Origin of the sequence: Phenylobacterium sp. (assembly GCF_030645195.1) — a bacterium.
Classification (GTDB): domain Bacteria; phylum Pseudomonadota; class Alphaproteobacteria; order Caulobacterales; family Caulobacteraceae; genus Phenylobacterium.
In genome coordinates this window covers 16,266-34,530 of sequence record NZ_JAUSLW010000182.1, presented here as the reverse complement: position 1 = coordinate 34,530, position 18,265 = coordinate 16,266, and the positions used below count along the sequence as shown (strand labels likewise).

15 protein-coding genes are annotated in these 18,265 nt (G+C 69.7%); 5 read left to right on the top strand and 10 right to left on the bottom strand.

Annotated features, from left to right (window positions below; translation table 11 throughout):
* The 3 genes from Q7T09_RS15035 to Q7T09_RS15025 form a co-directional block, all read right to left on the bottom strand.
* On the bottom strand, window positions 1-523 hold a 523-nt coding region (locus Q7T09_RS15035), incomplete at its 3' end, for an acyl-CoA dehydrogenase family protein (protein WP_304700751.1).
* Window positions 524-593: 70 nt separating this feature from the next.
* Entirely contained in the window at window positions 594-1,805 is a 1,212-nt protein-coding gene (locus tag Q7T09_RS15030; protein ID WP_304700750.1) for an acyl-CoA dehydrogenase family protein, read from the bottom strand.
* Window positions 1,806-1,891: 86 nt separating this feature from the next.
* On the bottom strand, window positions 1,892-3,115 hold the full coding sequence (locus Q7T09_RS15025) for an acyl-CoA dehydrogenase family protein (protein ID WP_304700748.1): 1,224 nt from the start codon (window positions 3,113-3,115) through the stop codon (window positions 1,892-1,894).
* A 150-nt stretch (window positions 3,116-3,265) separates the two neighbouring features.
* On the opposite strand from Q7T09_RS15025, the gene Q7T09_RS15020 reads away from it, so the two are divergent.
* A complete protein-coding gene (locus Q7T09_RS15020) occupies window positions 3,266-4,951 on the top strand; it encodes a bifunctional lysylphosphatidylglycerol flippase/synthetase MprF (protein WP_304700746.1) in 1,686 nt (561 codons plus the stop codon).
* On the opposite strand, the gene Q7T09_RS15015 is transcribed toward Q7T09_RS15020, so the two are convergent.
* Window positions 4,935-5,126: a hypothetical protein gene (locus Q7T09_RS15015; RefSeq protein ID WP_370689262.1), complete on the bottom strand. Its 192-nt coding sequence runs from the start codon at window positions 5,124-5,126 to the stop codon at window positions 4,935-4,937. The two genes, Q7T09_RS15020 and Q7T09_RS15015, sit on opposite strands and share 17 nt — an antisense overlap.
* 311 nt (window positions 5,127-5,437) lie before the next feature.
* Here Q7T09_RS15015 and Q7T09_RS15010 point away from each other — a divergent pair, with 311 nt between their 5' ends.
* The 4 genes from Q7T09_RS15010 to Q7T09_RS14995 are packed head-to-tail and all read left to right on the top strand — an operon-like array spanning window position 5,438 to window position 10,606.
* On the top strand, window positions 5,438-8,419 hold the full coding sequence (locus Q7T09_RS15010; protein ID WP_304700742.1) for a peptidoglycan-binding protein: 2,982 nt from the start codon (window positions 5,438-5,440) through the stop codon (window positions 8,417-8,419).
* Between the two features lie 26 nt (window positions 8,420-8,445).
* Complete coding sequence (locus Q7T09_RS15005; RefSeq protein WP_304700740.1) at window positions 8,446-9,366, top strand: sulfite exporter TauE/SafE family protein; 921 nt, start codon at window positions 8,446-8,448, stop codon at window positions 9,364-9,366.
* Window positions 9,366-10,148 (top strand): TIGR02186 family protein, encoded by a 783-nt coding sequence (locus Q7T09_RS15000; RefSeq protein WP_304700738.1) that lies wholly within the window; start codon window positions 9,366-9,368, stop codon window positions 10,146-10,148. The genes Q7T09_RS15005 and Q7T09_RS15000 overlap by 1 nt, the downstream gene beginning before the upstream one ends.
* Before the next feature lie 8 nt (window positions 10,149-10,156).
* Window positions 10,157-10,606 (top strand): DUF3429 domain-containing protein, encoded by a 450-nt coding sequence (locus Q7T09_RS14995; protein ID WP_304700736.1) that lies wholly within the window; start codon window positions 10,157-10,159, stop codon window positions 10,604-10,606.
* On the opposite strand, the gene pdeM is transcribed toward Q7T09_RS14995, so the two are convergent.
* The 6 genes from pdeM to Q7T09_RS14965 all read right to left on the bottom strand — a co-directional run bounded on the left by pdeM (window position 10,603) and on the right by Q7T09_RS14965 (window position 18,142).
* On the bottom strand, window positions 10,603-11,334 hold the full coding sequence (pdeM, locus tag Q7T09_RS14990) for a ligase-associated DNA damage response endonuclease PdeM (protein WP_304700734.1): 732 nt from the start codon (window positions 11,332-11,334) through the stop codon (window positions 10,603-10,605). The two genes, Q7T09_RS14995 and pdeM, sit on opposite strands and share 4 nt — an antisense overlap.
* The gene (locus Q7T09_RS14985; RefSeq protein ID WP_304700732.1) at window positions 11,331-13,805 is read right to left on the bottom strand and encodes a ligase-associated DNA damage response DEXH box helicase; all 2,475 of its coding nucleotides are present in this window, start codon (window positions 13,803-13,805) and stop codon (window positions 11,331-11,333) included. Before Q7T09_RS14985 ends, pdeM begins: the two co-directional genes overlap by 4 nt.
* A gap of 52 nt (window positions 13,806-13,857) precedes the next feature.
* Entirely contained in the window at window positions 13,858-14,643 is a 786-nt protein-coding gene (locus Q7T09_RS14980; protein WP_304700730.1) for a DUF3313 family protein, read from the bottom strand.
* A 96-nt stretch (window positions 14,644-14,739) separates the two neighbouring features.
* Window positions 14,740-15,669, bottom strand: coding sequence for a phytanoyl-CoA dioxygenase family protein (locus tag Q7T09_RS14975; RefSeq protein ID WP_304700728.1), 930 nt, complete (start codon window positions 15,667-15,669; stop codon window positions 14,740-14,742).
* The gene (locus Q7T09_RS14970; protein WP_304700726.1) at window positions 15,666-15,941 is read right to left on the bottom strand and encodes a hypothetical protein; all 276 of its coding nucleotides are present in this window, start codon (window positions 15,939-15,941) and stop codon (window positions 15,666-15,668) included. The genes Q7T09_RS14975 and Q7T09_RS14970 overlap by 4 nt, the downstream gene beginning before the upstream one ends.
* A 74-nt stretch (window positions 15,942-16,015) precedes the next feature.
* The gene (locus tag Q7T09_RS14965; RefSeq protein WP_304700724.1) at window positions 16,016-18,142 is read right to left on the bottom strand and encodes a calcium-binding protein; all 2,127 of its coding nucleotides are present in this window, start codon (window positions 18,140-18,142) and stop codon (window positions 16,016-16,018) included.
* Between the last annotated feature and the right edge of the window lie 123 nt (window positions 18,143-18,265).

The following is an 18,265-nucleotide window of genomic DNA, read 5'->3' as shown; positions in this document are numbered from 1 at the left end:
TGTCGGCGTATTGGCCGCCGCTCGTCCAGATCTTGCTTCCGTTGACCAGGAAGTGGTCGCCCTTGTCTTCAGCTTTCGTCTGAAGCGCGGCCAGATCAGAGCCGGCGCCCGGCTCGCTGAAACCTTGGCACCAACGCACCTTGCCGGTGACGATGTCGGGGATATACTTCTGCTTCTGCTCTTCAGTACCGTACTCGAGCAGGGTGGGGCCGAACATGCCCACGCCCATGCCGCCGATCGGGTTCACGGCGCCGATCTTGGCCATCTCCGAGGCTAGCACGCGAGCCTCGCCGGCCGACAGGCCGCCGCCGCCATAGGCCTTGGGCCAGGTGGGAACGCCCCAACCCTTGGCGCCCATGCGCTCCTTCCACGTGGCGTAGTCGCCGGTGGGGGCCTCGGGGCTCATCGCGGCGGCCTGCAGGGCCTCCGGATCCTTGCCCAGGGACTTGGGGAAATTCGCCTCGAGCCACTCGCGCGCTTCGGCGCGGAAAGCGTCGAGATCAGCGCCTCCGAAATCAGCCATTTAAAATTCTCCCTGAATTCAAATTCTTAGCTATCAGTATAACACAAAATACGCCCGATCGGAGTCCCCGTTACTTGGGGTCCGGTAAAGCCAGCACGCGCTTGGACACCACGTTGAGATTGATCTCCGACGTGCCGCCCTCGATGGAGTTGCCCTTCGAGCGCAGCCAGGCGCGCACCGTGGCCAACTCGTTACCCTCGAAGCCCTCGCCTTCCCAGCCCAGGCCGCTGTGGCCCATCGCCTCGACCATCAGCTCGTTGCGGTCCTGGGCGATCTTGGCGCCGGCGTACTTCATGATCGAGGTGGCCGAGGAGGGGCCCTGGTTCGACTTGGCCTCGTCAGCCGCCCGCCGCACCGTCAGCTGGAAGGCGCGGGTCTCCATCAGGTGTTCGGTGATCCGGCGGCGCAGGTCGGTGTCGGCCAGCCGGCCGGTGTCGTCGACGCCCATATAGTGCTTGGCCGCCTCGCTGACGGTCATGGTCGCCTGGGCCGCGCCCAGATTGCCGCCGCCCAGGCCCGCCGAGATGTTGTCGCGCTCGAACTGCAGCAGCCTTTTGGCCACCGTCCAGCCGCCGTTCAGCGGGCCAAACAGCTGGTCCTTGGGGACCTTCACGTCGGTGAAGAAGGTCTCGCAGAAGGGCGAGGTGCCGTTGATCAGCCGGATCGGCCGGACCTCGACGCCCGGCGCCGTCATGTCGATCAGCAGGAAGCTGATGCCTTCATGTTTCTTTGAGGTATCGGTACGCACCAGGCAGAAGCATCTATCGGCCAGATTTGCGCCAGAAGTCCAAATTTTTGAACCATTTACCAGCCAGTGGTCGCCCTTGTCCTCGGCGCGGGTTTGAAGACTCGCAAGGTCCGAGCCGCTGCCCGGCTCGGAATAGCCCTGGCACCAGCGGACCTCGCCCTTGATGATGCCGGGCAGATGTTGCTGCTTCAGCTCCTCGGTGCCGTACTCCACCAGGGTAGGGCCGAACATCATCACCCCCATGCCGCCGATGGGGTTGCGGGCGCCGATGGCGGCCATCTCCTCGGCCAGCACTCGGGCTTCCGCGCGGCTCAGACCGCCGCCGCCGTACTGGGCCGGCCAGGTGGGGGTGCCCCAGCCCTTGGCGCCCATGGCTTGGCGCCAGGCCTTGGCGTCCTCGCTCTCGGTCCCGCCCATCTGGGCGGCCAGCTGGGCGGCGGGGTTCTTGCGCAGGGACTCAGGGAAGTTCGCCTCGAGCCAGGCCTTGGCCTGGGCCCGGAACGCGGTGGTGTCTTCGCCGCCGAAATCAGCCATGGGAAAATCGCCTTCTCGAAAAAATCAGTCGTTCAAGTCGAAGAGAGCGCCGCCCTGAAATTGAGCGGCGCCCTTGATGTAAGCGCTTACTTCGGATCGGGAAGGCCCAGCACCCGCTTGGCCACCACGTTGATGTTCACCTCGGTCGTGCCGCCCTCGATGGAGTTGCCCTTCGAGCGCAGCCAGCCGTGGGTCGCCGTCAGCTCTCCGGTGGTGAAGGCGTCGCCCTCCCAGCCCAGGCCCTGGTGGCCCATGGACTCCACCATCAGCTCCGACCGCTCCTTGGCGAACTCGGCCGCCGCGTACTTGATGATCGAGGTCGCCGCGCTCGGCCCATTGCTGGCCCGCGCCTCGGCGGCCGTCCGCCCGATGGTCAGCCGCAGCGACCGGAAGTCCATCTCGTTGCGGGTGATCCGCTGGCGCAGGTCCGTATCGGCCAGTCTACCGGTGTCATCGGTCCCATTGTAGCTCTTGGCCACCACCGGCAGGTCCGCGGCCGAACCGCCGGCCCCGCCGCCGCCGCCGAAACCGCCCGAAATGTTCTGCCGCTCATACTGCAACAACCGCTTGGCGATCTCCCACCCGCCGTTGACCTTGCCCACCAGCTGGTCCTTCGGGATCTTCACGTCGTTGAAGAAGGTCTCGCAGAACGGGCTCTCCCCCGAGATCAGCTGGATCGGCCGCGTCTCCACGCCCTCCGTCCGCATGTCGATCAGCACGAAGGAAATCCCCTCATGCTTCTTCGAAGTATCGGTACGTACCAGACAGAAACACCAATCGGCCTTGTCGGCGTAGCTGGTCCACACCTTTTGTCCATTAATCAGCCAGTGGTCGCCCTTGTCCTCGCAGCGGGTGGCGAGGCTGGCGAGGTCGGAGCCGGCGCCCGGTTCGGAATAGCCCTGGCACCAGCGGATCTCGCCGCGGACGATGGGGGGCAGGAAGGTCTTCTTCTGCGCCTCGGTGCCGTATTCCAGCAGGACGGGCCCCAGCATCCAGATACCGAAGGCCAGCACGCCGGGGCGATAGCGGCCGGCGGCCAGTTCCTGGTCCAGCACCCGGGCCTCGGCGGGCGAGAGGCCCGCGCCGCCATATTCCTTAGGCCAGGTGGGAGTCGTCCAGCCCTTGGCGCCCATGCGCTGGGTCCAGACGGCCTGGGGGTCGGTTCCGCCGGCAAAGGCGCGGCCGCCCCAGACGGCTTCGGGATCGGTCTTGGCCTTGGGGTCGCGCAGCTCAGCCGGATAGTTGGCCTCGAGCCAGGCGCGCACCTCGTTGCGGAACGCGTCGATGTCGCCGCCGCCGAAGTCGGCCATGGAATCCTCCCGAGGTCTCAAGCTGAAGCCGTCGCCACATTAGCGTCGGGCGCCTCAAGAGCAAGGAACGAAACGCTTGTTTGACGCGGCCCAAAGCTCAAAAAATCGGCTATCTAGGCGGCTGGGCCTTCGGCGACGCACGGACCGCATATGAGATTTTGGCGAGAACTGAAGCCGGCGGCCCTTGCGGTCGCCCCCGTCCTTGGCGCGGTCCTGACCCTGGCGGCCGGCGTCATGTTGGTGGCCTCGGGCGCCACGCCTTCGGTCCCCGACCGCTTCCTGCGCCTCTACGAGATGACACCCGTCTATCTGATCGAGGTCAGCCACTTCCTCTCGTCCATCCTGGGGCTGACCCTGGTCATGCTAGCCTTCGGATTGCGCTCCCGGCTCGACGCCGCCTGGGGCGCGACCATAGGGGCCCTGCTGCTGGCCGCCTCGCTCTCGCTGCTGAAGGGCTTTGTCTGGGAAGACACGGCGCTGCTGGTGACCTTGGCCTTCGCGCTGCTGCCGTTCCGCAAGGCCTTCCCGCGGACGGCGCGACTGTCGCGTATGGAGATCACGCCGGGCTGGCTGGCCTCGGCCTTCGCCGCCCTGGTGGGGGCGGGACTGCTGGGCCTCTGGTCCTTTGAGCATGCCGACTACGCCGACCAGCCCTTCTGGCGGATGATGGTGGACGCCGACGCCGCCCGATCGATCCGCGCCTGGGCCGGGGCCGCCCTGGCCCTCTTCGCCTTCGGCCTGTGGCGGATGCTGGCGACCGCGGCCACGCCGCCGGTGGTGGGAGAGGCCGACCGTGACTTCCAGCGCGTACGCCACATCCTGGCCAATGCGGAGGTGGCCGAGCCCGGCTCCAACGTCGCCCTGCTGGGGGACAAGCGGTTCCTGTTCTCGGCCAGCGGCGAGAGCTTTCTGATGTTCGGGGTGCGGGGGCGCTCCTGGATCGCGCTCGGGGCGCCGGTCGGCCGCCGCGACGAGCAACTGGAGCTGCTGTGGCGGTTCCGGGAACTGGCCGACGCCCATGCCGCTCGGCCGGGCATCTATGGGATTGGCGCCGACCACCTGCCCGACGTGGTGGAGCTGGGCTTCTCGATCCAGAAGGTGGGGGAGGCGGCCGCCGTGCCCCTCGAGACCTTCCGCATCGAGGGCACCAAGCGCGGCAATCTGCGCCGCGCCTGGCGCAAGGCCGGCGAGGAGGGCGCGACCTTCGAGGTCATCCCGCCGCACCAGATCAGCGACCTCGTCCCCACCCTGGCCAAGATATCCGACGCGTGGCTGGCCGAGCACGCCGGCGGCGAGAAGGGGTTTTCCATGGGTGGGTTCTATCCCGGCTATGTCTCGGAATTCCCGGTGGCCGTGGTTCGGTTCGAGGGCGCCGTGGTGGCCTTCGCAACCCTCTGGATCACGGCGGCCAAGACCTCCTTCTCCATGGACCTGATGCGCTACGCCCCCGCCGCGCCCAAGCGCATCATGGACTACCTGTTCGTCGAGTTGATCGAATGGGGCCGGGCCCAGGGCTACAAGGCCGTGGAGTTCGGCATGGCCCCCCTGGCGGGGCTGGAGGATCGCCCATTGGCGCCGGTGATGTCCCGGGTCGGCAACCTGTTCTTCGAACACGCCGAGGAGATCTATAACTTCCAGGGCGTGCGCACCTACAAGGACAAGTACGACCCGCTCTGGCAGCCCCGCTACATCGCCGCCCCGCGCAAATGGGCCATCCCCCTGCTGCTGGCCGATGTGGGCCTGTTGTCCTCGGGCGGGGTGGCGGGTCTCGCCAAGCGGCCGAAGAAGGCCGAGAGCCCGGAAGCGCCGTCGCAGACGGTCAGCGCCCCGTCTTGACGCCCAGCAGGTTCACCAGGTGAACCAGCAGGATCAGCACCGCCGCCGCCGCTGTCACCATGATCAGCCGGTAGGGCGCCATGCGCACCCCTTTCAGCGGATTGGGCGGTTGGGCGCCGCGCCAGCCGGCGAAGACGGCGACGGCCAGGAAGGCGGCGATCAAGCCGAGGGTCACGGAGAGCGTCATGTGCGACGGCGTAGCGCACGTGCGATCAGCCCGCAAAGCCGATCGGATTCTTGACTGTCTCCCATTCGCAAGAGCCGTTCCCGCCTGGGTTCACGGACGATCCGGATCATCCACAGCCAATCGCCCCAGACGCTACATCTTGCGTTAACCCCGCGTTTACACCCCAAGGATCGGTGGATAGCGTCTGAGGTCAGTCCTGCGGAGAACGATTCGGTATGAGCTCGGGGACGCCATGGAGCGTCAAAGGGATCGACCCAAAAGCCCGGGAGGTCGCCAAGGACCTCGCTCGGCGCTCCGGCATGACTCTGGGTGAATGGCTGAACCGCATGATCCTCGAGGACGAGGGTCCGGAGGAAGTCACCTCGGAAACCTATTTCACGGAGCGGGCGGTCGACGACGCGCCGGAAACCCGGCCCGAGGCCTTCCTCGACCGGCCGCCTCGGGAGATGATCTACGAAGCGCCGTTACGTCACGATGCGCCCCGCGCCGAGACGCCACGGCCCATGGCCCCGCCCCGCGCGCCGGAGGCCGCCCAACGCTACGAGGCGCCCGAGCATCCCGCCGACGAGATTGGCCGGGTCACCCTGGCGCTCGACCGCCTGACCGACCGTATCGAGCATTCCGAAGGCCGCGCCGGCCTGGCCATCAGCGCCGTGGAGCATTCGGTCCGCGACGCCCTGTCCCGCATCGAGATCGCCGAGCGCGAGAACGTCGCCGTGGCGGCCCGCTTCGAAGGCGCGGTGGACGAGGCTCGCACCGAGCAGGCCCGCTTGGCGGAACGCGTCCGGCGCGTGGAAAGTGAAGCCGCCGGCCCGCGCTCGGCCGAGGCGCTGCGCGCCCTGGAGCAGGCGCTCGGCAAGGTGGCCAACCACCTCTACGAAGGCGAGGCCCGCACCCGCGAGACCCTGGGCGCCCTGCGTGAGCGGGTGGATGAGGTCCAGGCCCATGGCGGCGGCGGGGACCCCACCGCCCTCATAGAGGAGGTGGTCAGCCGCGTGGGCGACCGCCTAGCCGATGCCGAGTCGCGCACGGCCGCGGCCATGGAGGGGCTGAAGGACGCCTTCTCCACCGTGGACGGCCGGTTGCGCGCGGTGGAGGGCGGCGCCTCGCCGGCTCTCGACCGGCGCCTGGAACAGCTCGCCGCCAATCTCAGCAGCCGGGTCGACGCCGCGCGCGGCGAGATCGCCCAGAAGCTCCAGGTCTCCGCGGAAGGCCGCTTCGACCGCATGGAGCGCAAGCTGGCCGAGATGAGCGATCACGTCCGGCTGGCCGAGCAGCGCTCCGCCCAGGCGATCGAGAAAATGGGCCGGGAGGTGCTGACCGTGGCCGACAACCTCAACCGCCGTGTCCAGTCCACCGAACACCGCAGCGCTGACGCGATTGAACAGGTGGGCGGCGAAGTGGCCCGCATCGCCCAGGCGATGGAGAGCAAGCTGGGCCGTACCGACAGTGTCCATGCCGAGGCCCTGGAGCGTCTGGGCGCCGAGATCGGCCGCATCACCGAGAAGCTCTCCGAACGCATCGCCAACGCCGAGCGCCGTTCGGCCCAGGCGATCGACGATGTCGGCGAGCAGGTGGCCCGGGTCACCGAGCGCATGAACCAGCGCAGCGAACGCGCCTCCGACGACCTCGTCGAGCGTATCCGCCAGAGCGAGGAGCGCACCGCGCGCATGCTGGAGGAGGCGCGCGAGAAGATCGATGCGCGCCTGGGCGAGTCCCACCGCCGGCTGTCGGAACAGGTGGCGGCTGCGCCGATCGTGCGCGCCCCGGCCGTCGCCCCGGAGCTTCTCTCCCCCTTCGGCCCCGACCCGTTCCCGAGTTTCGGCCCGGCCGAGGGCGCCGCTGATCCTCTGGCCCGCCAGGCCTTCGCCCCGCCGGAGACCGGTCCCGACGCCCCGGACGGCTTCCCGGGCCAACCCTTCTCCGGCGAGCCTGAGCGCCCGGCGTTCGACGCCGAGGACTTCGAGGCCGCCGACGGCTTCGCCCCCATCGGCGAGCACGAGGAAGAGGCTGCCCTCGAGGCGGCCTATGAGCCCCCGGTGAGCTCCAACACCGTCGTGGCTCCGCCCGAGCCCGGCCGGCCGCTGTCCACTCGCGAAGTGATCGAGCAGGCCCGCGCCGCCGCCCGCGCCTCGACGCCGAACGACGCCAAAGGCCGCAAGGCCAAGGAACCCAAGGAGAAGAAGGCCAAGACGGAGAAGGCCGCCAAGGAACCGGGGACGTCACTGTTCGCCGGCTTCGGCGCGCGGCCCAAGCGACGGGCCGGCTCCTCGCTGCAGACCGCCCTGCTGGTGGTGGGCGGCGCGGCCTGCCTCAGCCTGGCCACCGCGAGCTTCATGCTGATGGACGGCAAGCCCGGTGGCGCGCCGCCCAAGCGGGTGGCCGATGCGCTGGCCGCCATGAACGCCGGCAAGTCTGAGGAGATCATGGGGGCGGAGGCCGACACGACCCCCTTCGGCGACGGCCCCCGGGTCGCCATCGCGCTCTCGCCCCAGCCTATCGCGCCCGAAACGCCCCTCGCGGGGGACTTGGCCCGGCGCTTCGCGACCGCCGCTTCGGCGGTGGAGACCAAGCAGGCCGGCGGACTCGAGCAACTCAAGGCGGTGGCCAACCAGGGCCACGCCCCGGCCCAGTTCTATCTCGCCAAGCTCTATGAGAGCGGCTCGGGCGGGGTGAAGAAGGACCTCGTCGAGGCCCGCCGCTGGACCGAGCGCGCCGCCGAGGGCGGTGATCCCAAGGCCATGCACAACCTGGGCATCTCCTACATCTCCGGTTCGGGCGGTCCGAAGAACTCCACCACCGCGGCGCAGTGGTTCCGTCGCGCCGCCGACCTTGGCCTGGTGGACAGCCAGTACAACCTGGCCGCCCTCTATGAGCAGGGGCTGGGGGTCAGCCAGAACGCGGCGGAGTCCTACAAGTGGTACCTGGTCGCCGCCCGCACCGGCGACGGCGAGGCCCGCTCCAGCGCTCAGCGCGTGGCCGCCGGCCTGTCGACCGACGCCCGCACCGTGGCCGAGCGCACGGCGGCGGCGTTCCGCGCCAACACACCCAATCCCTCCGTCGCCCCGGCCACCGCCCTGGCGGCCGCCCCGGCCTCCCCGACCGTGATCACCGCCCAACGGGCCCTCTCGCGTCTGGGCTATTACCAGGGCCCGACCGACGGCAGCGCCTCGGGCGCCCTCAAACTGGCCGTCGCCGCTTATCAGCGTGATCAGGGCATGCAGGCCACCGGCCAACTCGACCCTTCGACGGTCTCCAAGCTTTCCGTCTTCACGCGGTGACACGTCAGGCGCCATAAGAGGCGACCTTGGACCTCTATCTTCCCATCGCCGAAGTCTCGGTGAACGCACCGCTCCTGGTGGCGCTGGGCGCGCTCGTCGGCTTCATTTCCGGGCTGTTCGGTATCGGCGGCGGTTTCCTGATGACGCCTGTCCTGGTGCTGATGGGCATCCCGCCGGCGGTGGCGGTGGCCAGCATGGCCAACCACGTGGCGGCCTCCTCGACCTCCAGCGTCATCTCCTACACCCGCAAGCGCGCCGTGGACTTCCGCATGGGCGGGGTGCTGGCGGGCGGCGGTGTCGTGGGCGCCATCGTGGGCGTGGAGCTGTTCCGCTGGCTGCGGCTGCTGGGTCAGGCCGACCTGGTGGTGGCGCTTTCCTATCTGGTCTTCCTGGGGGTGATCGGCGGCCTGATGCTGGTGGAGTCCCTGCAGTCGATCCTGCGGCGGCGCAGCGGCCAGCCGCCCAAGCCCCGCAAGGAGCGCCGCCCGCCCTGGCTTTACGGCCTGCCGCTGAAGATGCGCTTCCCGCGCTCGCGGCTCTATATCAGCGTCATCCCGCCCGTCCTGCTGGGGGTCTTCGTCGGAGTGCTCTCGGCGGTCATGGGCGTCGGCGGCGGCTTCATCCTGGTCCCGGCGATGATCTACATCCTGCGTATGCCCGCCGGGGTCGTCGTCGGCACCAGCCTCTTCCAGATCATCATCACCACCTCCCTGACCGGGGTGCTGCAGGCTGGCCGCAACCAGACCGTCGATATCGTCCTGGCGACCCTGCTGCTGGTGGGGGGCGTGCTGGGCGCGCAGCTCGGCGCCAAGGCCTCCTCGCGCTTCCGGGCCGAGGAGCTGCGCGCCCTGCTGGCCCTGATCGTCCTGCTGGTGGGCCTGCGCATGGGGCTTGGTCTGTTCTTCACCCCCGACGAGCCCTTCGTGCTGATGACGGGGATGGGCTGATGGCGCTCGAGATCCCCAGCCCCACCGCCCCGCAGCTCACCGCCTCGCCGGCCGCGGTCTCCGCCGCGCTCACCACGACGGAAGTCCGCGTGACCTCCAGCTTCCGGGGCGCGCACATCGTGCTCTATGGCGCGGTGTTCGATCCGACCACCAAGCCCAGCGACGTGGTGGTCATCGTCCGGGGCCCCGAGCACCCGATCCGGATCGCCCGCAAGACCAAGGTGGCCGGGCTCTGGGTCAACAGCCGGCCGGTGGTGTTCCGTGGCGCGCCTGGCTTCTACATGACCGCCTCGACCCGGCCGCTGCAGGATATCGCCAGCTTCGGGACCCTGCGCCGCCTGGGCGCCGGCATCGATCACCTGGCCATCAACGCCCCCTTCGAGCAGCGCACCGAGACCCGCTACGGCGTCCGCGACGTCGTGGTCAGCCGGCTGGGGGGCGACTATCTGGACTGGCGGCGCGCCGTCATCCGCCTGAAGGAGAACGCCGGCCTCTACGACGCTGACGACAAGGGGGTGACCTTCGTCGACAAGGACCTGTTCAAGGCCGAGATCGACCTGCCCACCAAGGCGCCGATCGGGACCTACCAGGCCGAGATCATCCTCTTCCAGGACGGTCAGCCGGTCTCGCGAAAGGTCCGAACCCTGACGGTGGAGAAGGCCGGGATCGAGCGGACCCTTTACCTCTTCGCCCATCATAGCCCATGGTTGTACGGCTTGGTGTCGATGGCCCTGGCGCTCGGCGCGGGCTGGGCCGCCTCACTTGTCTTCCGGAGGAACTGACGCCTGTGATGGACGCCGAGGCCTCCGCCCCCAAGCCGATGTGGGTCCTGGCCCTGATCGGCCTGGCCGCCTTCCCTGTGTCGGCCACCCTCTACGCCTATGGCCCGCCCGGCTGGTCGGAACACGCCCTCAGCGTGCTGCTGGCCTGGTCGGCGATCATGCTGGGCTTCCTGGGCGGCATCCGCTGGGGTCTGGAGAGCAGCCGGGAACAGCCGCGCTGGTCCAGGCTGGCCGGCTCGATCATCTCGCCGATCGCGGGCTTCGCCCTGCTGGTCGCGCGCGGTGACATTCCAACCTCCTGGATCATCACTGGCCTGATGGCCGCCTTCATCATCCAGTGGCTGTTTGATCACTCGGCGCCCGATGTGCCGACGCGATATCCGCGGCTGATGACGGTCCTGACCCTGGGGGCCGCTGTCTCCCTGGCAATGGCCCTGGAACAGGCGATGGCGCTCTAGTCGCCGACCACCGAGCGCCAGCCCACCGCGTGCACACGGCCGGTCCCCAGGGCGCCGCAAAGCGGGTCACGGGCGAACAGCCCCGAGAACGCCGGGTCCCGAATGCTCAGCCCCCCAGCATAGGCCCCGAAGGCGGGCGCCACGAGGCGCTCGCCGTCGGTCACGAAGCAGCGCCGCCGCACCGTGCCCCGCGAGGCCGTCACCTTGGCGCAGGGATGCAGATGTCCCGCCACCTCGCCCGGCTGCGGGCCCGCCTGGGGCTCGTGCCGAAGCTTCAGGCCCGCCACGGTCAGTTCGTCGGCCACTTCGCCGGGCAGGGCCTGGGGCCCGTCAGCGTCGTGGTTTCCGATCACCCAGATCAGGCGGGTGAGGCCGGCCAGGGTCCGAAGCTGCTCGGCGTCGTCGGCCGCCAGCCGTTCCTCCGAGGCGCGGTCATGGAAGGTGTCCCCCAGCAGCACCACGGCGGCCGGACGGGTCGCGACGATCTCGGCAGTCAGGCGCCTCAGGGTGTCGCGGGTGTCGTAGGGCGGCAGCATCTGGCCGCGCGCGGCATAGGCGCTGCCCTTCTCCAGGTGCAGGTCGGCCACCACCAGCATCTGGTCGGCCTCGATCCACAGCGCCCCGCTGGCGCGGAAGGTCACCGCCGCGCCCGACAGCGTCGTGCGCAGGCCCCCGCAGGGGCTGGGCGCCCAGGCATAGACGTGGCGGGGTTGGGCGAGCGCGCTCATGCGATGGCCTCGGCGATCAGGTCGCTCTCGGCCTCGGCCAGGATCATCTCGCCGGCCGCGCCTGGCGTCCTCTCCTTGCCGATCTCCAGCAGGATGGGCACCGAGAAGGGCGACAGGTGGTCCAGCGCCGCATGGCGGATCTTGCCCTGGATGCGCGCCAGCAGCTGCCCCAGCCGCGCCACGTCGATCAGGCCGGTGGCCGCGTCCTCGCGGGCGCAGCGCAGCAACAGGTGGTCGGGCTGGTGGCGCCGCAGCACATCGTAGATGAGGTCGGTGGAGAAGGTCACTTGCCGTCCGGACTTCTGCTGCTCGCCAGGGAATCGCCGCTCGATGAGCCCTGAGATGATCGCACAGCCCTTGAAGGCGCGCTTCATCATGAAGCTCTCCGACAACCAGGATTCCAGGTCGTCGCCCAGCATGTCTTCCGCAAACAGTTCGTCGAAATCGAGTCCGTCCAGGGGGTTCAAGGCCCAGACCGCCACCGCATAGTCGTTGCAGACGAAGCCCAGGGGCGCGGCGCCCATCCGCTCCAGCCGCCGGGTCAGCAGCATGGCCAGCGTCGTGTGGGCCAGGCGCCCCTCGAAGGGGTAGCAGACGATGAAGTTGCGCTTCCCTCGCGGGAAGGTCTCCAGCAGCAGCTCCTCCTCCTTCACGATCAGCGAGCGGTCCTTCTGGATCTCCAGCCATTCGCGGACGTCGCTGGGCAACACCTGCCAGTGGCTCTCGTCGAACATCAGCTCGCGAACCCGCTTGGCCAGGAAGGTGGACAGCGCGAACTTCGAACCGCCCCACGAGGGCATCTTCGGGTCCTTGCCCATGGCCGGGCGCACCAGCACATCGAGCCCCGTCACCGCCACCAGGGACCAGACCTGGCCGGCGAAGATGAAGGTGTCGCCGGGTTCCAGCATCTCCACATAGCCCTCCTCCACCTCGCCGATCTTGCGCCCGCCCTGCAGCCGCTTGCCCATGGCGATCCGCACCGCCAGCACGGCGGGCGAGAGGATGGCGCCGACGTTCAGCCGGTGGCGCTGGGCGGTGGCCTGGTCGCGCACCCGCCAGCGGCCGTCCTGGCCTTTCACGATCCGACGGAAGCGGTCGTAGGTCTTCAGGGCGTAGCCGCCGGTGGAGACGAAATCGACCACCTGCTCGAAGTCTTCCCAGGCGAGGTCCCGATAGGGTCCGGCGGTGACGATCTCGTCGTAGAAGGCCAGCAGATCGAAGGGCTCAGAACAGGCGCAGCCCATGACGTGCTGGGCCAGCACGTCCAGCGCCCCGGTGCGGGCCGCATCCCCGTCGAAGCGGTTCTCGGCGATGGCCTCGCGGGCCGCCTGGCATTCCAGCATCTCGAAGCGGTTGGCCGGCACGAAGAGGGCGCGGGAGGGTTCGTCCAGCCGGTGGTTGGCCCGCCCGATCCGCTGCACCATGCGCGACGCGCCCTTCGGGGAGGCGAGCTGGATGACGAGGTCCACGTCGCCCCAGTCGATGCCGAGATCCAGGGTCGAGGTGCAGACCACGGCGCGCAGTTCGCCCCGCGCCATGGCCGCCTCCACCTTGCGCCTCTGCTCGGCGGCCAGGCTGCCGTGGTGCAGGGCGATGGGGAGGCTGTCGTCGTTCAGCTTCCAGAGTTCCTGGAAGGCGAACTCCGCCTGGAAGCGCGTGTTGACGAAGACCAGCGCCGTGCGGGCCTGCTTGATGGCCTCATAGACCTCCGGCATGGCGTGCTGGGCGGTGTGGCCCGCCCAAGGCACCCGGCCCTCGGCCAGCAGCATGTCGACGATGGGCGCCGCCCCGCCGGGGCCACGGACCAGGTCGACCTGGTTCTCGGCTTGCGGCGCCGCGCACCCCAGCCAACGGCGGATCACGTCGGGGTCGTCCACCGTGGCCGACAGCCCCACCCGGCGCATCTTGGGCGCGAAGGTCTGCAGCCGGGCCAGGTCGAGGGCCAGCAGGTCGCCGCGCTTGGAGGCGTGGATGGCGTGGATCTCGTCGACGATCACGCAGGCCAGGTCTTCGAAGTAGAGGCGAGCGCCTTCCCAGGCGCAGAACAGGGCCAGTTGTTCGGGCGTGGTCAACAGGATGTCGGGCGGCTTGACCCGCTGCCGCTGGCGCCGCGCCTGGCCAGTGTCGCCGGTGCGGCTCTCGGCGACGATGGGCAGGCCCATCTGGAGGATCGGCGCCATCAGGTTGCGCTCGACGTCGACCGCCAGGGCCTTCAGCGGGGAGATGTAGAGGGTGTGGATGCCGCGCGGGGTGTTGGCCGGCGGGCGCTGCGCCAGTTCGATCAGGCTGGGCAGGAAACCGGCCAGGGTCTTGCCGCCGCCGGTCGGCGCGATCAACAGGGCGTCGCGGCCGGCGCGGGCCTTGGCGATCATCTCCAGCTGGTGTTCGCGCGCGCTCCAGCCGCGGGCCGCAAACCAGTCCGCGAACCTCGGGGGCAGGAGGGAAGGGGCGGAGCCCGCGTCTTCGGCCATCCCCTCGCCTATAGCATGTTCCCGTTCCGTTTCACGCGCAAAGGCGTGTCGGTCAGGGGGCGGTCGCGGGGGCCGGGGTCGCCTCGGCCCGTGCGCCGCTCAGCTGGGGCATATAGAGGCCCGTGGCGAACTTGGCGGCCATGCCCTCCACCCGCAGGCGAGAGCCATACTGGGCGCAGGGGTCGGGCTTGGCGATCTGGCGGGACTTCACGCCTGTCGCGGTCATGGCCTTGGCGGCGTCGTCGGCGAAGGGTTCGACGAATTGCAGGGCGTCGCCGATGCGGCTCAGCGACGGGTCGTCCGTGCCGACGGCCATGGCTTCGCGGGTCCAGGTGATGGCAGCTAGCTGACGGCCGTCGCTCGCCACCATCTCGGCTTCCATGCCCAGGCCGCCCAGCGTGCCAGGCGCCCGCACCCCGATCGGGCCGGGGATGAAGAAGGCGCCGGCCGCCGAGGCCGCAGAACTGATGCGGCCTGTCGGCCGCACATGGCTGAGGATGGCGCGGACCCGAGCGTCGGAGGCCGCGTCGGGGGCCGTGATCTCGTAGCGCTCGGAGAGCTCGAAGCAGAGCTGTGCGTCGACCTCCCGCAGCAGGGCGGTGCGCTCCATCGGCGTCATCCAGCCGCCGGCCGCGCTGTCGGCCAGGGCGGTGGGGGCGATGGTCACCCGGCGGACCAGGCTCAGGCCGGCCTCATCCTTGCGGTCGGAGACGCTGGCCCGCACCGCGCCCGGCTTCACCGCCAGCCCGTCATAGGTCGAGAGCATCCCGGTGGGCTGGGTGGGCGTGCTGCAGGCGACGACGAGTCCGAGCAGGGGGAGCGCGAGGATGTGTTTCATGGGAGGGATACGGGGCGCACAGACGGGCGGACGCGCAATGCCGATCATTGCCGCGTCCGCAATGCCCCAGACCGGCGGCCGTTCCCTCGCCGCGGCTCAGGCCCGGGCGGGGTTCTCCAGGCGGGTCAGCCAATGGTCGGCGTCGAAGCCCGGGTCGCCGGTCAGATGCCGCCACAGCTTGATGCGATTGACGAATTCCAGACGGCCGGTGTCCTGCTCGAACCAGGGCTCCGGCGCCATCAGGATGGACTCCACGGTCTCCGGCTGCGGGGTCTTGGCATAGAAGATCGGCCGCGCGGCGGGCTCGGCGGGCAGGGTCGCCATGTCCCACTGGCGCACCTGGGGAACGCTGGGGTTCATGCGGATCTTGAACATGGTCCGGGTGCGGTCGGCCAGGTTCACCCCGCCGCCGTGCCAGAGGCCGTTGTGCAGGAACAGCAGGGTCCCGGCCTCGCAGACCATGTGCTGCTGGCCGCGGATGTTCTGGTAGCGGCCGAGCGCCACCTCGCTGACCTTGCGCAGGTGCGTGCCGGGGATGAAGCGGGTGCCGCCCATCTCCCGGGTCACCTTGTGCGGATAGTACATCACCTGCAGGTCGAAGCCCTGGGACGGGTCGACGGTGGAGTCCTGGTGGGTGTGCTGGGAGACGTTCTCCCCGCCGCCGGCCTCGTAATAGGCGGGCGGAAAGGTCACGTGCAGGAAGTGATGATCGAAGACGGGATCGGGGCCGACAAGACTCTGGATCGCCCCCTTCACCAGGGGCAGGTCCAGCAGGCGGCGGACGGCCGAGCCCTGGGGGTAGGCGGCCGACAGCGGGGTCCCCGGGGCGACCTCCGGGATCTGGGCCTGGGCCAGCAGTTCGCCAAAGGCTCGCATCACCTTGCGCCCCGGCTCGGGCTCGGCGGCCTCCCCCACCTCGGCCAGGAACTGATCGTTGATCTCCTCGGGCACGGCGGCGTCGAAGCGCAGGAAGCCGCGGGCGGCGAACCGCGCCATCTGCAGGGAGTCCAGCAGGATCGCGCTCATGCCGGGATCTCCACCAGCTGCTCGAAGAAGAACTCGTACTTCAGATAGGCCAGGTCGAATTCCTCGCCGCGCGGGTGGGGCAGGATCTGGGCGGCCTGGAACAGCCGCCAGCCGTCGCGCAGGGCCTCGACCCCGGTGCGATAGGGCGGGGTGTCGTTGTCGCCGGCCATCGGCCGCGTCGCCCCCGTGCCGTCATAGACCGCCCAGGCGATCACCGGGGAGTCGAGGGCCGAGTTGGCCAGGTAGAGCACCAGCACCTTCTGGCGTGTCATGCGTCCCCCTCGGTCCCCATGCTGTCGACGGGGTTCGCCTGGGATCATGATCCAGGGGCGGCGCCTCGGCTAGTCTAGATGAAGTCCGTCGGGTCGAGCGCGCCGGTGAGGCCGTTGAAGCGGATCGCATTGCTGATGGTGTTCTGGCCGCCCCCGTCGACGAAGGCGTAGGTCCCGTCCTCCAGCCCCCCCGGCGATCCCGACACCGTCCTCACCACGATGTCCCGCGAGCCGCCGTTGATCAGCGCCGTGGCCTCGGCCAGCGCCTGGGCGTAGGAGGCCACGCCGGCGGTGGAGAAGTTCGACACCGAGCCTGTGACCCCCAGGGCCAGGGTGTCGTCCGAGCCGGTGGCGGTGAAGCCGGTGATCAGGTCCAGCGGCCCCACAGCCCCGCCGGAGTCGCCGTTGGCGAAGACGAAGCGGTCGGCGCCCCCGGACCCGGCCGCCAGGGTGTCGGCGCCGGCGCCGCCGGTGATCGTGTCATCCCCGGCTCCGCCGGTCAGGGAGTCGCCGCCCACGCCGCCGCTGATGACGCCGCCGGTGGCGCTGCTGCTGGTGAGGGTGTCGGCGCCGTCGTCGCCGGTGAGGGTGTTGGCCCCCGATCCCGACAGGGTCACCGAGTCGTTCCCGGCGCCGGCGGCGATGCTGTAGCCGCCGCTGGCGATGAGGGTGTCATGGCCATCGCCGCCGAGGATCGCGCCGCTGCCGTCACCGGTGATGCGGTCGGCGCCGAGGCCGCCGTCGAGGAGGTTCGCGCCCGCGCCGCCGTCGAGGGTGTCGTCCCCGTCCTCGCCCCGCAGGGTGTCGGCGCCGAGGCCGCTCGCCAGGCTGTCGTTTCCGGCGCCGCCGCTGGCGGTGTTGAGGGTCCCGTCGCCCAGGGCGATCACATCGGCCCCGTCTCCGCCCACGAGGGTGTCGTTCCCGGTCCCCGCCAGGAGGGTGTCATCGCCCAGACCGCCGGACAGGTTGTTGTCGCCGTCGTCGCCGTCCAGGGCGTCGGCGCCCTCGCCGCCCACCGCGGTGTCGGCGCCGTCGCCGGCCAGCAGCGAGTCGCTGCCGGCGCCCAGATCGATCCGGTTGGCTCCGCCGCCGTCATCGACGACGTCGGCGCCGTCGCCGCCATAGATGGTGTCGTCCCCCGACCCCGACCAAATGGAGTCATTCCCCAGGTCGCCGAACAGCAGGTCGTTCCCGTCGGGGCCGCCGGGGTCGCCATCGATGGTGTCGGAGCCCTGGCCGCCCAGCACGGTGTCGTCCCCCGAACCGACCAGCAGATAGTCGTCGCCCAGGTTGCCGTGCACGTAGTTGTCGCCGTCGCCGGCGTCGATGTCGTCCTGCCCCTGGCCGCCCAGCAGGGTGTCGTTCCCCGTCCCGGCGTAGATTCCGTCGTCCCCCTGGTTGCCCTGGACGAAGTTCGTCCCGTCGCCGGCGTTCATCAGGTCGTCGCCGGTCCCGCCGAAGATGACGTCGTTCCCGCCCCCCAGGTCCACCAGGTCGTCGCCCGAGCCCGCGTCCACCGAGGCCTCGCCGCAGCCGCAGCCGGTGATGAAGTCGTCGCCCGCGCCCCCCGCCAGGGTGGCCGAACCCGACCCGGAGATCAGCATATCGTTCCCCAGGTCGCCGAAGATCAGGTCATTGCCGTCCCAGCCGTCGAGGGTGTCGTCGCCCTGGCCCCCCAGCAGGGTGTCGGCGCCGTCGCCCCCCAGGATGTCGTCGTTCCCGAGGCCGCCGTGCGCGTAGTTGGCGCCGTCGCCGGCGGTGAGGGTGTCATCCCCCTGGCCCCCGAGCAGGGTGTCGGCGCCGTCGCCCGCGGTGATGTCGTCGTGCCCCTGATTGCCCTGGATGAGGTTGGCGCCGTCGCCGCCGTCCAGGATGTCGTCGCCAGCCCCGCCATAGAGGCCGTCGCCCAGGGGCGAGTTGACCGCCGACAGATCGGTTCCGGCGGCCCCGCCGATCACCAGGCGGCTGTTGTCGGAAAAGACCGCGCCCAGATAGTCGGTCGTCACGTGGCCGGGGTCGAGGGAGATGGTGCGGCCATTGTAGCTGATGTCGATGCGCGCCGGGCTGGCGCCCACCGCGGCCACAAAGGAAACCGAGACCCGATTGGCGGTCGCCCCGACTGGAAAGATGAGTCCGTCGCCATCGGCGAAAGCCGCCTGCTGCGCCGTCGAGATCGTCTCGAAGAAATAGCTGGTGGGCATGAGTCTTTCCCGTCACCTGTCCTGGGACGCGCCGGAAATTCACTTAAGGCCTGGGCGTCGAGCGTCCCGAATTCTTGTCAACTCTACCCTGGGATGGGGGCGAGCGCCCGTACACCAGTTTCA